Annotated in this window: 13 protein-coding genes; 3 read left to right on the forward strand and 10 right to left on the reverse strand. The window is 71.5% G+C overall.

Annotation, left to right across the window (positions count from 1 at the left end; genetic code table 11):
- Positions 1–6 precede the first annotated feature (6 nt).
- Entirely contained in the window at positions 7–471 is a 465-nt protein-coding gene (locus tag AB0F70_RS04345; protein WP_357443661.1) for a hemerythrin domain-containing protein, read from the reverse strand.
- 32 nt (positions 472–503) lie between these two features.
- A complete protein-coding gene (locus tag AB0F70_RS04350; protein WP_357443663.1) occupies positions 504–2,180 on the reverse strand; it encodes an NAD(P)H-hydrate dehydratase in 1,677 nt (558 codons plus the stop codon).
- A 170-nt stretch (positions 2,181–2,350) separates the two neighbouring features.
- On the opposite strand from AB0F70_RS04350, the gene AB0F70_RS04355 reads away from it, so the two are divergent.
- Positions 2,351–3,400: an LLM class F420-dependent oxidoreductase gene (locus tag AB0F70_RS04355; protein ID WP_357443665.1), complete on the forward strand. Its 1,050-nt coding sequence runs from the start codon at positions 2,351–2,353 to the stop codon at positions 3,398–3,400.
- Positions 3,401–3,413: 13 nt separating this feature from the next.
- Here AB0F70_RS04355 and AB0F70_RS04360 read toward each other — a convergent pair whose 3' ends face one another.
- From AB0F70_RS04360 to glmS, 4 genes are all read right to left on the reverse strand, one after another.
- Positions 3,414–3,764 (reverse strand): holo-ACP synthase, encoded by a 351-nt coding sequence (locus tag AB0F70_RS04360; protein WP_116673618.1) that lies wholly within the window; start codon positions 3,762–3,764, stop codon positions 3,414–3,416.
- Between the two features lie 308 nt (positions 3,765–4,072).
- Positions 4,073–4,900, reverse strand: a complete 828-nt coding sequence (locus AB0F70_RS04365) for an alpha/beta hydrolase (RefSeq protein WP_357443667.1) — start codon at positions 4,898–4,900, stop codon at positions 4,073–4,075.
- A gap of 26 nt (positions 4,901–4,926) precedes the next feature.
- Entirely contained in the window at positions 4,927–5,283 is a 357-nt protein-coding gene (locus tag AB0F70_RS04370; protein WP_357443669.1) for a pyrophosphatase, read from the reverse strand.
- 55 nt (positions 5,284–5,338) lie between these two features.
- Positions 5,339–7,240 carry a glutamine--fructose-6-phosphate transaminase (isomerizing) gene (gene glmS / locus AB0F70_RS04375; RefSeq protein ID WP_357443671.1) on the reverse strand — a complete coding sequence of 634 codons (1,902 nt, stop codon included), beginning with the start codon at positions 7,238–7,240 and terminating at the stop codon, positions 5,339–5,341.
- A gap of 121 nt (positions 7,241–7,361) precedes the next feature.
- Between glmS and coaA the strand changes: the two genes are divergently transcribed.
- Positions 7,362–8,357: a type I pantothenate kinase gene (gene coaA / locus AB0F70_RS04380; RefSeq protein ID WP_357443673.1), complete on the forward strand. Its 996-nt coding sequence runs from the start codon at positions 7,362–7,364 to the stop codon at positions 8,355–8,357.
- Positions 8,358–8,361: 4 nt separating this feature from the next.
- Here the strand turns inward: coaA and AB0F70_RS04385 are convergent, their stop codons facing one another.
- The 4 genes from AB0F70_RS04385 to rplM form a co-directional block, all read right to left on the reverse strand.
- A complete protein-coding gene (locus AB0F70_RS04385; RefSeq protein WP_357443675.1) occupies positions 8,362–9,084 on the reverse strand; it encodes a DedA family protein in 723 nt (240 codons plus the stop codon).
- A gap of 190 nt (positions 9,085–9,274) precedes the next feature.
- Entirely contained in the window at positions 9,275–10,639 is a 1,365-nt protein-coding gene (gene glmM / locus AB0F70_RS04390; protein WP_357443677.1) for a phosphoglucosamine mutase, read from the reverse strand.
- 125 nt (positions 10,640–10,764) lie between these two features.
- A complete protein-coding gene (gene rpsI, locus AB0F70_RS04395; protein ID WP_357443679.1) occupies positions 10,765–11,250 on the reverse strand; it encodes a 30S ribosomal protein S9 in 486 nt (161 codons plus the stop codon).
- Positions 11,251–11,293: 43 nt separating this feature from the next.
- Positions 11,294–11,743 carry a 50S ribosomal protein L13 gene (gene rplM / locus AB0F70_RS04400; RefSeq protein WP_116673612.1) on the reverse strand — a complete coding sequence of 150 codons (450 nt, stop codon included), beginning with the start codon at positions 11,741–11,743 and terminating at the stop codon, positions 11,294–11,296.
- Positions 11,744–12,024: 281 nt separating this feature from the next.
- On the opposite strand from rplM, the gene AB0F70_RS04405 reads away from it, so the two are divergent.
- A complete protein-coding gene (locus tag AB0F70_RS04405) occupies positions 12,025–12,450 on the forward strand; it encodes a DUF5709 domain-containing protein (RefSeq protein ID WP_357443681.1) in 426 nt (141 codons plus the stop codon).
- Positions 12,451–12,468 lie beyond the last annotated feature (18 nt).

Here is a 12,468-nt window from a genome sequence, read left to right on the forward strand (position 1 = left end):
GGGGCGTCACGCCAGGGGGCCGAGCATTTCCTGTCTGCCCACGTCGGGCCGCACCGCGCCGTCGAGCACGTCGACCAGCTTCTTCTCCTCGTACCGGAAGTGCGTCTCCATGACGGCCTCGATGCCGTCGAGGTGCCGCAGCAGCTCGTCCTGCGCCGCACCCGACACGGCGGCGCGCTCCAGCTCGCCCAGGAGGTGGTCGAGCATCGAGTGGTCCCGCTTCAGGTCGGCGACGACGGGCGCCAGCTCGGGCCGGTCCGCCAGCACCACGTCGAACAGCGTCGCGTCCTCGCTGCGGTGATGGCCGGTGAGTGCCGCGCAGAAGCCCACGCAGTAGAGCTGCAGCTCCCTCGCCGCCGCCGGCCCCTCCGCGCCGTCCTCGACCGCGGACCGCGCCACGGCGAGCGCGTCCCGCAACCGCCGGTGGACCTCACGGAGCTCCTGACCCCAGGCGACGACACGTTGACTCATCGCAGCAACCCTAGCCCGGGGCGCGCCCGGTCTCAGGCGCGCAACAGCTCGGCGACGACGGCGGGCACCGCCCGGGCGATCTCCAGGGCGGTCACGGGACCACCGGCGGACGCCCGCGCCGCGGCCCGGCCGTGCACGAGCACGGCGACGGCCGCGAGCCGGGCCGCGAGCGTCTCGTCCTCCACGACGTCGGCGGAGCGGCCGGCGAGCAGCGTCCCCAGGATCCCCGCGAGCACGTCACCCGCCCCGGCCGTTCCGGTCCAGGCCGGCGCGTCGGCCTGGGCGTACACGTCGCCCGGCCCCGCCACGACGGTGATCGCGCCCTTGAGCAGCACGGTCGCGCCGGTGGCCTGGTGCGCGGTACGCACCCAGTGCAGCGGCTGCGCCTCGACCGCCGTGCGGTCGACGTCGTGTCCCAGGCCCTGCAGCAGCTCTGCCAGCTCGCCGGCGTGCGGGGTCAGGACCGCCCAGGCCGGGAGCCTGTGCTCCAGCATGGTGAGCGCGCCCGCGTCGATGACGGCGGGCATCTTGCCGCCGGTCACGTCCTCGGAGAGCACGCCGGTCACCGCGGCGAGCGCCCCGAAGATCCGGCGGGCCTGGCCGTCGTCGTCCGGCCCGTCCTCGGGGCCGAGCGCGGGGACACCCGGCCCGAGTACCCATGCCTGCACCCGGCCGCCCGCCACGACCACCTCGGGGTGGGCCAGCAGCACGCGCGCGCCGACCGCCTCGGGCCCCAGGTAGCGCACCATGCCGGGTCCGGCCAGCACCGCACCCGACGTCGCGAGGACAGCCGCGCCCGGGTAGGTGCTCGTACCCGCGATCACGCCGACCACGCCCCTCGTGTACTTGTGGTCGTGCGTGCTGGGGACGGGCCACAGCCCGGCGACGTCGGCCGGCTCCATCCGCCGCACCCGGCCCGACGCCGGGTCCGTCCCGCTCATCGCGTGCCTGCCCGTCGCCACGCCCCACACGGTGCCTGACCAGCCTTCGGCGCCCGCGACCACGGGGAAGCCGACGTCGACCAGCTCGACGTCGCCCCCGAGGTGGGCCGCGGGCGGCAGGAGCAGGCCGGGCTTGAGCGCGCCGAACGTCACCGTGCGGTCGGCGCGCAGGACGGGGCCGGGTACCGCGCCGTCGTCCACGCCGATGCCGCTCGGGATGTCGACGGCGACGGTGAGCGGCCAGCGCTCCCCCGCCTTCTCGCGGGCCTCCGCGAGCGTCCGGACCAGGCCGCCGGCCGGGGGACGCAGCGCGCCACGTGCGCCGACGCCGACCAGACCGTCCAGCAGGACGTCGGAGGCGAGTGCGGCCTGGACCACTGCCGGGACCCGGACGTCGGCGAGCGTCAGCACCTTTCCGCCCGCCGCCCGGAACGCCGCGAGGCCGTCCTCGTGGGCGCGCGCCGACGCGAGCACCGCGGTGACCGTCATACCGCGCCGCACGAGGTGCGCGCCGGCGAACAGGGTGTCGCCGCCGTTGTTACCGGGTCCGACGAGCAGCAGAGCGCTGGTGCCGCGTACGTCGACCCTGGGGCCGGTCGCGCGGCCGGGGCGGATGCGGGCGGTGCCGGGGAGTCCGTCGGAACCGAGGCTGCCGCGCAGGCGGACGGTGCCCGGACGGCCGAGCCGGTGATCGGGGGCGCGCCCGGCCCGCGGCGCCGCCACCTCGCGGAGCACCGCCTGGGCCAGCGCGTACGCCGCTCTGGCCATGAGCGGCTCGCCGGCAGCGATCAGTGGCTCTTCGGCCTTTCGTACCTCGTCGGAACTCCACGCGTCTTTCACAGTCCTATAGTGCCGCTTCCGCCACCGTCCGAGGTACAAATCCTGGGCGAAATGGACGGCCCCTCCCGTCCGCAACCTTGTCGGCATAAGGTCGGACCATGCGATTCGGACTCTTCATCCCGCAGGGCTGGCGTCTCGACCTGGTCGACATCCCCCCTGCCGATCAGTGGGCTTCCATGCTTTCCCTCGTGCACCGCGCGGAGAACCAGGCGGCGGGCGAGGCCGTCCCCGGCGGCGAGTTCGCCTGGGAGTCGGCGTGGGTCTTCGACCACTTCCACACCGTCCCGGAGGTGACCACCGAGGCCACGCACGAGGCCTGGTCCCTCATGGCCGCGTTCGCGGCCGCCACCCAGCGCATCCGGCTGGGCCAGATGTGCACCTGTATGGCGTACCGCAACCCGGCACACCTCGCCAAGGTCGCCTCGACCGTCGACACGATCTCCGGTGGCCGCGTCGAGATGGGCATCGGCGCAGGCTGGTACGAGCACGAGTGGCGCGCGTACGGCTACGGCTTCCCGTCCGCAGGCGAGCGGCTGCGGGCGCTCGACGAGGGCGTGCAGATCATGTCGAACATGTGGCGCACCGGCTCCTCCGGCACGTTCGAGGGCAAGCAGTACCAGGTCGACGGCGCCCTCTGCTACCCGCAGCCCCTGCAGCAGCTCCCGGTGGGCGACGGCGGCGCCGAGGTGCCGTCCATCCCGCTGTGGATCGCCGGCGGCGGCGAGAAGAAGACGCTGCGCATCGCCGCGCAGCACGCCCAGTACACGAACTTCGACGGCAGCCCCGACGGGTTCGTGCACAAGTCGGGCGTGCTCGAGGCGCACTGCAAGGACGTGGGGCGCGACTTCGGTGAGATCACCCGGTCGGCGAACTACAACGTGGTGATCGGTGAGAACGACGCCGAGGTCGCCGAGCGGCTGGGCTGGATCGAGGCGCACCTGCGGAAGTGGGTCCCCGAGAAGGCCGACCAGGAGATGAACACCTGGCGCAGCGGGCTCCTGGTCGGGACACCCGAGCAGATCGTCGAGCGGCTGCAGGACATGCGTTCACGCGGCATGGAGTACGCGATCACGTACTTCCAGGAGGCCGCCTACGACCAGACGGGCCTGGAGCTCTTCGAGAAGCAGGTCATCCCCGAGCTCCAGTAACTGGGGCGGAAGGTCACCCTTCCGCGATCACCATGGCCGACGCGATGCCCGCGTCGTGCGAGATCGTGATGTGCCAGGTGCGCACACCGAGCTCGGCGGCGCGGGCGGCCACGGTGCCGCTCGCGTCGATCCGGGGCGGGCCACCCACCGTGCGGTGCACCGTGACGTCGTGCCACCGGAGGTTTCCCGGAGCACCGAGCGACTTCGCGATGGCCTCCTTCGCGGCGAACCGGGCGGCCAGGGACGCCGGCGGCAGCTCGCGCTCGACCTCGGTGAACAGCTTCTCGCGCAGCCGGGGCGTCCGGTCGAGGGTCTCCATGAACCGGGCCACGTCGACCACGTCGATGCCCGTCCCGATGATCATTGGCACAGCCTAGGTGGCCGCCGACGGCCGCAGGCTCCGTCCCGTCCCACAACCGCAGTCTTGCGCAGGATGCCCGACTTGGGGCACCATGTCACAGTAACGTAACGGTAAAGATTGCGCCCGCGTTCTGCCCGCGGCGCATCATCTTTCATTTTCAGGAGGTAACCATGCCTGCGGACGACGACAAGCTGCCCTTCCCCAAGGTCATGGTCCTGGTCTTCGGCGTCATGATCGCCGCCATCCTCACGTTGCTCGTCTACGTCGCCGTGTCGGGCTGAACCCTCGGCCGCACCCGGCGCGCCCCGCGCTCACGCCGCACCCGCCTCCTCGACGCGGTCCAGCCACTCGCCGACGAGCGCCTCGAACAGCCCACGCTGCTCGAGGTGCAGCGAGTGCCCCGCGCGGTCCAGCACGGCGAAGGCCGCCCGGGGGTAGTGCTCGACGAGCCCCCACGCGTCGCGATAGCCGGTGACCGAGTCCTGCCGCCCGACGAGCACGAGCGCCGGCTTGTCGAAGGGCACCGGCTCGACCGGGAAGCCCCCTGCGTAGTGCGCCTCGACCCGCGCGACAACCTCTGGGTCGGCTGCGGCCAGGCCGGGATCGACCTCCTGCCGCGACCGCGTCCAGGTCTCGTCCGTCTGGACCACGAGGACCTCCTCCGCCGCGAGCGCCTCCGGCCCGACCCGCTCCACGAGCGCCGGGTCCTGGACCAGCACCTGACGCCGCGGGAGCTCGCGCAGTTCGTGGCGCGGTTCGACGACGGTCACCACGACGGCCAGGCCGGCCACTCGTCCGGCGTCGGCGGCAGCGAGCCCGCGCGCCAGGTACCCGCCGTACGACTGCCCCACGACGGCGTACGGCCCCTCCGGCACGAGCGCCTGAACGGCGGCCCGCAGGGTCCGGAAGACGTCGTCGGTGCTCGCGACGTCCGGCGCAACCGTCCCGCCCATGCCCGGCAGGTCGACATAGAGGCGACGCCAGCCCGGCCGGTCCGCGAAGACCGGCTCGAACGCGCCGACCATGAGCCGCTGGTCCACCGGGAACCCGTGGACCAGCACCACGGTAGCCACCCCAGGCCCTGCCGAACCGTGCTCCACGTAGTGCACCCGGACCCCGTCAACCTCCACGTACGCCATGTACGCCCCTCTCGTCAGCCATGAGGTTAGACGGGGTCACCGACATCCCGGATGCCCGCGGTGTCCTCCGGCTGGACGAGGTGCCGCCAGCGGAACCACTTGCGCTCCAGCTCCTCGGGCAGGTCGACGTCGAACCGCCGGGCCACGAGCAGCAGCTGCGCCAGGGCGTCCGCGACCTCACCGCGGAACGCGTCCCGCGTCTCGTCGTCGGACAGGCCGCGGTCGCGCGAGCGGCCGGACAGGTTGAGGAACGCCTGCGTGAGCTCGCCGACCTCTTCGTGGAGCTTCAGCATGAGCCAGTCGTCGGTGCGTTCGACGCCGTATATCCGCGCGTACGCGCGGCTGATGATCTCGACGTCGTCGGAGAGCTTCTTGAGTTCCACGCCGCCGAGCGTGCCACAGCGGGACGCTCGGTTCGGCGGGAACGGCCAGGACGGACTACTCCACGGTGACGGACTTGGCGAGGTTGCGCGGCTGGTCCACGTCGAGGCCCTTGGCGGTAGCCAGCGCCATCGCGAAGATCTGCAGCGGCACCACGGCTAGCAGGGGCTGGAGCAGCGTGGGCGCCTGCGGGATCCAGAAGATCTCGTCGGCGTACGGGCGCACCGCGTCGTCGCCGTCCTCCGCGATCACCAGGGTGCGCGCGCCGCGCGCCCGGATCTCCTGGATGTTCGAGACGACCTTCGAGTGCAGGGAGTCGCGCCCGCGCGGGGAGGGTACGACGACGAACACGGGCTGGCCCTCGTCGATCAGTGCGATCGGGCCGTGCTTGAGCTCACCCGCCGCGAAGCCCTCCGCGTGGATGTACGCGAGCTCCTTGAGCTTGAGCGCACCCTCCAGGGCAACCGGGAACCCGACGTGCCGCCCCAGGAACAGCACCTTGTCGGACTTCTCCATGGACCGGGCGGTCGCGCGGACGTACTCGCCGCGCTCGATCACCGTCTGGATCTTGCGCGGCATGTCGCGCAGCTCGTCGAGCAGCGTGGCGATCTCGTCCGGGAACTTGTTGCCGCGCAGCTGCGCCAGGTACAGGCCCAGCACGTAGGCGGCGGTGATCTGCGCGAGGAACGCCTTGGTGGAGGCGACGGCGATCTCGGGGCCGGCGTGCGTGTACAGCACTGCGTCGGACTCGCGCGGGATCGTGGAGCCGTGGGTGTTGACGATGGAGATCACCTTGGCGCCCTGCTCGCGCGCGTGCCGCACGGCCATCAGGGTGTCCATGGTCTCGCCGGACTGGGTCACGGCGACCACCAGCGTGCGCTCGTCGACGATCGGGTCGCGGTAGCGGAACTCGTGCGCCAGCTCGACCTCGACGGGGATGCGGCACCAGTGCTCGATCGCGTACTTGGCCACGTGCCCGGAGTAGGCGGCCGTGCCGCAGGCGACGACGATGATCTTGTTCACCGCGCGCAGCACCGACTCGTCGATGCGCAGGTCGTCGAGCACGAGGGCACCGGAGGCGTCCGTCCGGCCGAGCAGCGTGTCGGCGACCGCCTGCGGCTGGTCGTGGATCTCCTTGTCCATGAAGGAGTCGAAGCCGCCCTTCTCGGCGGCGGCGGCGTCCCAGTCGACCGTGAAGCGCTTGGCGTCGGCGGGCTTGCCGTCGAAGTCGGTGACGACCACCGACGTCGGGGTGATGGTCACCACCTGGTCCTGGCCCAGCTCGAGGGCCTCCTTGGTGTGCGCGATGAACGCCGCGACGTCGGAACCGAGGAAGTTCTCCCCCTCGCCGAGTCCCACCACGAGCGGGGAGTCGTGCCGCGCCCCTACCACCGTCTCCGGTGCGTCGGCGTGCACGGCGAGCAGCGTGAACGTGCCGTGCAGGCGCCCCGCGACGACCGTCATGGCCTCCGTGAGGTTGCCCGTCTCGCGGTACGCCTTGGCCAGCAGGTGAGCGGCGACCTCGGTGTCGGTCTCCGAGCGGAACGTCACGCCGTCGGCCAGCAGCTCTGCCTTGAGCTGGGCGAAGTTCTCGACGATGCCGTTGTGGATCACGGCGAGCCGGTCGCCGTCGGCCAGGTGCGGGTGGGCGTTCGCGTCGGTGGGGCCGCCGTGCGTGGCCCAGCGCGTGTGGCCGATCGCCGCGGTGGCGGCGGGCAGCGGGTTCTGCTCCAGTGCCTCGATCAGGTTGGCGAGCTTGCCCGACTTCTTGGCCCAGGCGACGCCGTCCAGCCCAGGCGCGACGAGCGCGACGCCTGCCGAGTCGTACCCGCGGTACTCCAGCCGGCGGAGCCCTTCGACCACCACCTCGAGAGGCATGCCCGACGGCGCGGCGGCACCTGACGCGTTGCCGTCCGCGATAGTCGGAGCAGTTCCCGTGTAACCCACAATCCCACACATGCGGGCGAGTCTAGCGAGCGTCCGGGCCTGCCCCCATGACCGGGCTCACAGGCCCGCACCCCGGGCACCGCGCGAGGTCGCGCAGCGGCCGGTGGAGATTCCCGCGCCCGGTTGGGGCACAATGCTGCAGGTGGTTTCCCAGTTTCCGACGACGGACCTCAGCGAGCACCTGCTGGCCCTCGCGCCGTCCTCGCCCTATGTGGATCTCGACCGTGCGGCGTGGAGCCGCCTGTCGGCCTCCACTCCGCTGCCGCTGACCGACGAGGACGTCGAGCGCCTGCGCGGTCTCGGTGACCCGATCGACCTTGCCGAGGTCGACGCGATCTACCGCCCCCTGTCGCGCCTGCTCAACCTGTACGTGCAGGCCACCGCCGGCCTGCACGACGCGACGTCCACCTTCCTGCACGAGGATCCGCCCCGCACGCCGTACGTCATCGGGGTGGCCGGCTCCGTCGCCGTCGGCAAGTCGACGACGGCGCGCGTCCTGCGCGAGATGCTCGCCCGCTGGCCCGAGACGCCGCGCGTCGAGCTCATCACCACCGACGGGTTCCTCTACCCGAACGCCGAGCTCGAACGGCGCGGCCTGATGGAACGCAAGGGCTTCCCCGAGTCGTACGACCGGCGCGCCCTCATCCGATTCCTGTCCCGTATCAAGGCCGGGCAGCCGGAGGTGCGCGCACCCCTGTACTCGCACGTGATCTACGACATCGTGCCGGATCAGGAGCTGGTGGTGCGCAAGCCCGACGTCCTCATCGTCGAGGGCCTCAACGTGCTGCAGCCGGCCCGGCCGTCCACGGTCGACGAGTCGACGGTCGCCGTGAGCGACTTCTTCGACTTCTCGATCTACGTGGACGCCCGCACGCGGAACATCCGGCAGTGGTACGTGGACCGGTTCCTCGAGCTGCGCAGGACCGCGTTCACCAAGCCCGACTCCTACTTCCGGCGGTACGCCTCGCTCTCCGACCAGGAGGCGACCGAGCGGGCCATGAAGATCTGGGAGTCCATCAACGCGCCGAACCTGGAGCGGAACATCATCCCGACCAGGGGCCGCGCGACGCTGGTGCTGACCAAGGGATCGGACCACGCGGTGCAGCGGGTCCGCCTCCGTAAGCTCTAGCCGGTCAGCGGGCGGCGCGGGGCTTTCCGTCGCCGTCCGCCGGGACGGTGACCTTCTCGTCGGCGTGCTCCTCGGCGTCCGTCGCGCTCGCCGTCTTCTCGGGGTCGAGGTGCCGGTGGGAGAACCAGCCCACCACGACGTCCACGACGAAGCCCATAGCGACGCCCAGGACCACGCCGATGCCGATGGCCAGCATCGGGTTGTGGCCGAACCACTGCGCGGCGACGAGGCCGATCCCCGCCGAGTAGAGCGCCCACATGACCGCCGCGATGGCGGCGATGAACATGAACCGGCGCCGCGGATAACCGACGGCGCCCGCCGTCATGTTCACGGCCACGCGGCCGATCGGGATGTACCGCGCCGCCAGGATGAACGAGGCACCGCGCCGGGACAGCGCACGCTCGGCCCAGGCCACCGCCCGGCGCCCGCGCCGGTTCCGCAGGAACGGCACGCGGTCGGTGCCGATCATCTTCCCGATCTGGTACGCGATCTGGTCGCCCACCCACGCCCCTGCCGCCGCCGCGATCAGCACGAGCCACATCCACGGCGTGCCCGTGGTGTGCGCGGAGACCGCCAGAGTGATCACCACGGACTCGCTGGGCAGCGGCGGGAAGAACCCGTCGATGGTCGCGAAGGCGAACATCGCCGGGTAGATCCACGGCGAGGCGGCCATCGCGAGGATCCACGCCTCGGTGGCGCTCAGGACGGTGGAGATGAGATCGAGCACGGGACCTCGAGAGTCTCGTCGGGAGCTACCCTGCGAACGGCTCAGGGCGGCGCCCGGGGGCGGGGAGAGCACTTCTTAGTGCCTGGTGCCAGCCTACGCAAGGGGCGCCCCTGAAAAGCATCAGGGGTGCCCCTGGTAGGACCCCGCTTCCCAAGCATTCACGGGGTGTTCACGGCGGTCCCGCCTACCCCTACAACGCGAGCCGCTCCCGCACGACGGCGGCCAGGTCGTCCGCGACCTTGTCCGCCTCGTCCTGCGCCGGGGCCTCGACCATCACGCGCACCAGCGGCTCCGTGCCGGACTGGCGCAGCAGCACCCGCCCGGTGTCCCCCAGTCGCGTCGTCGCGTCCAGCACGGCCGCCTGGACGCCCTCGTCGGTGCCCGCGCGGGACTTGTCCACACCACGCACATTGACGAGGGTCTGCGGCAGGCGCTCGATCTCACCCGCGAGATCACCCAGTCGCTTGCCCGACGCCTTGACCCGCGCCGCGAGGTGCAGCGCCGCGAGGACGCCGTCGCCGGTCGTGGCGTGGTCCGCCAGGATGATGTGGCCGGACTGCTCCCCGCCCAGGCTGAAGCCGTTGGCGCGCATCTCCTCCAGCACGTAACGGTCGCCGACCGCGGTCTGCACGGTGGTGATGCCGCGCTCCCGCATCGCGAGGAGCAGGCCCAGGTTGCTCATCACCGTCACCACGAGGGTGTCGCCCGGCAGGCGGCCCTCCTCCTTGAGCGCGGTGGCGAGGATCCCGAGGATCTGGTCGCCGTCCACGATGGCGCCGGTGTGGTCGACGGCGAGGCAGCGGTCGGCGTCGCCGTCGAACGCGACACCGAAGTCCGCCTCGGACGCCACGACGACGGCCTGCAGCTGCTCGGGGTGCGTGGAGCCGCACTTCTCGTTGATGTTCCGGCCGTCCGGGCTCGCGTTCATCACGACGACGTCGGCGCCCGCGGCGCGCAGCGCCTCCGGGCCCACCTCGCTCGCGGCGCCGTTGGCGCAGTCGAGCGCGATCCGCAGGCCCTCGAGCGGCCGGTGGTCCGGCGTGGTGCCGACGCTGTCGGTCAGGTGCCGCACGTAGCGCTCGGCGGCGGCCTGGCCATCGGTGCGGATACGTCCGACGGCGGCGCCCGTCGGCCGCTCCCAGTCGTCGCCGAGAGTGGCCTGGATGGCGTCCTCCACGGCGTCGTCGAGCTTGAGACCGCCGCGGGCGAAGAACTTGATGCCGTTGTCCGGCATCGGGTTGTGCGAGGCGGAGACCATGACGCCGAGGTCGGCCTCCAGCTCGGTCACGAGGTACGCCAGCGCGGGCGTTGGCAGCACGTTGAGCATCACCACATCGACGCCGGCGGACGCCAGACCGGCGGCGACGGCGCCCGCGAGGAACTCGCCGGAGGCGCGCGTGTCGCGCCCGACGACCGCGCGCGGACGCGGCCCCAGCAGCTCACCCTGCGCGGTCAGCACCCGCGCGGCGGCGGCGCCCAGCTCCAGCGCCAGCTCCGCGGTGATGTCCTTGTTGGCGAGGCCCCGAACTCCGTCGGTGCCGAACAGCCTGCCCATGCCGGTTCTCCTCAGATCGTTCGAATCCCACCGTAGCGGGCCACCGGCACCTGCCGGCAAATGCAGATGGCCCCGCTGAACAGTGTCGACACTGTTCAGCGGGGCCATCCAGCCACGCGCTGGGGTCAGCGCTTGCTGTACTGCGGAGCCTTGCGGGCCTTCTTGAGACCGGCCTTCTTGCGCTCGACCGTACGGTCGTCGCGGCGGAGGAAGCCGGCCTTCTTGAGCTCGGCGCGGTTGGCGTCGCGGTCGATCTCGTTCAGCGCACGGGCGATGCCCAGGCGCAGAGCACCGGCCTGGCCCGACGTGCCGCCACCCGTGATGCGGGCGATGATGTCGAAACGGCCTTCGACCTCGACCAGGCTCAGCGGGCTGTTGACCAGCTGCTGGTGCACCTTGTTCGGGAAGTACTCCTCGAGGGTGCGACCGTTGACCTTCCAGGTGCCGGTGCCGGGGACGAGGCGCACGCGCGCCACGGCCTCCTTACGGCGCCCGAGGGCCTGAGCCGGGGCGGTGATGGACGAGCCGCGCGTTGCGGGCGCAGTCGTCTCGGTGGTGTAAGAGCTGGGCGCCTCGGCGTCCTGCTCGATGTCGACGGTGGTCTCGGCCACTGTGGTGTCCTCGCGTCCTTCAGCGTTGCGATCCGGCAGCGGCTCAAGCCTGCTGCGAAACCTGGGTGATCTCGAACGGCTTGGCCTGCTGCGCCGTGTGCGGGTGCTCAGAGCCTGCGTAGACCTTCAGGTGGGTCATCTGCGTCCGACCGAGCGAGGTCTTGGGGATCATGCCGCGCACGGCCTTCTCGACGGCGCGTTCCGGCTTGGTGTCCAGGAACTCGCCGTAGGGGGTGGCAGTGAGGCCGCCCGGGTAGCCCGAGTGGCGGTAGGCCAGCTTGGTCTCGCGCTTGTTGCCGCTCAGCGCGACCTTGTCCGCGTTGATGATGATGACGAAGTCACCACCGTCGACGTGCGGAGCGAAAGTCGGCTTGTGCTTCCCGCGCAGCAGAATGGCGACCTGGCTTGCCAGGCGGCCCAGGACGACGTCGGTCGCGTCGATGACGTGCCAGTCGCGCTGGACGTCGCCGGGCTTGGGGGTGTACGTACGCACGGTTCGTAACCTTTTCGTTTTCGGTGTCGTCGGGCGAGAAGCAGCGCCCGAAGAGTCAGGTCGTTGTGCGCGGGGGTCAGAGTGACGTCCGGGCCGTTCGTCGGCACACGAGTGGGCTCGGTGCTTACGCAGGACGTCGTGACAAAGCACAACGACTCATTAGAGTACCTGGCCGGTTCCCCGGGGGTCAAAGCGAAGCGGGTCAGGGGACGTGATCGGCCGCATGAGGTTCGACACGTCTGCCTGTGGCGTCTGCACGGAACTGGTGCGACGGTAGGGGCATGACCGAGGAAACCCCAGGCACCATGCCAGGACCGGACGGGATCGCTGAGGGCGACACCGACCAGCTCACCTCCGATGACACGCTGCTCAACCGCGGCCTCGCGGACAACCTCGACGAGGGCTACTCCCCGCCCGAGCGCCCCCGTAGCAACCACTGGGGCGAGACCTCGTGGGAGGAGCGGCACGGCGAGCCGATGGACCAGCGCCTCAGCGAGGAGGAGCCCGACGTGTGGCAGGCCGACCCGCTCGACCGCGCGGACACGTCACGCGCGGGACGGCTCGTGTCCGACCCCGACGCGGACCCCGGCAGCTACGCGGCCGAGGACGGCAACCGCCAGAACGACGTGTACGGCACCGACGCGGGCATCGACGGCGCCGGCGCCAGCGCCGAGGAGGCCGCGGTCCACTGGGTCGAGGAGCCGTAACCCGCCGAGGTAGATCCG

The sequence above is a fragment of the Promicromonospora sp. NPDC023805 genome, from assembly GCF_040639635.1.
Lineage (GTDB): Bacteria > Actinomycetota > Actinomycetes > Actinomycetales > Cellulomonadaceae > Promicromonospora.

Bases quoted from the DNA above. Each gene is read 5' to 3' on its own strand.
- AB0F70_RS04350 (WP_357443663.1), bottom strand. From the start codon at position 2,180: ATGGCCAGAGCGGCGTACGCGCTGGCCCAGGCGGTGCTCCGCGAGGTG.
- AB0F70_RS04365 (WP_357443667.1), bottom strand. From the start codon at position 4,900: ATGGCGTACGTGGAGGTTGACGGGGTCCGGGTGCACTACGTGGAGCAC.
- AB0F70_RS04360 (WP_116673618.1), bottom strand. From the start codon at position 3,764: ATGATCATCGGGACGGGCATCGACGTGGTCGACGTGGCCCGGTTCATG.
- AB0F70_RS04405 (WP_357443681.1), top strand. From the start codon at position 12,025: ATGACCGAGGAAACCCCAGGCACCATGCCAGGACCGGACGGGATCGCT.
- glmM (WP_357443677.1), bottom strand. From the start codon at position 10,639: ATGGGCAGGCTGTTCGGCACCGACGGAGTTCGGGGCCTCGCCAACAAG.
- coaA (WP_357443673.1), top strand. From the start codon at position 7,362: ATGCTGCAGGTGGTTTCCCAGTTTCCGACGACGGACCTCAGCGAGCAC.
- AB0F70_RS04355 (WP_357443665.1), top strand. From the start codon at position 2,351: ATGCGATTCGGACTCTTCATCCCGCAGGGCTGGCGTCTCGACCTGGTC.
- AB0F70_RS04345 (WP_357443661.1), bottom strand. From the start codon at position 471: ATGAGTCAACGTGTCGTCGCCTGGGGTCAGGAGCTCCGTGAGGTCCAC.
- glmS (WP_357443671.1), bottom strand. From the start codon at position 7,240: ATGTGTGGGATTGTGGGTTACACGGGAACTGCTCCGACTATCGCGGAC.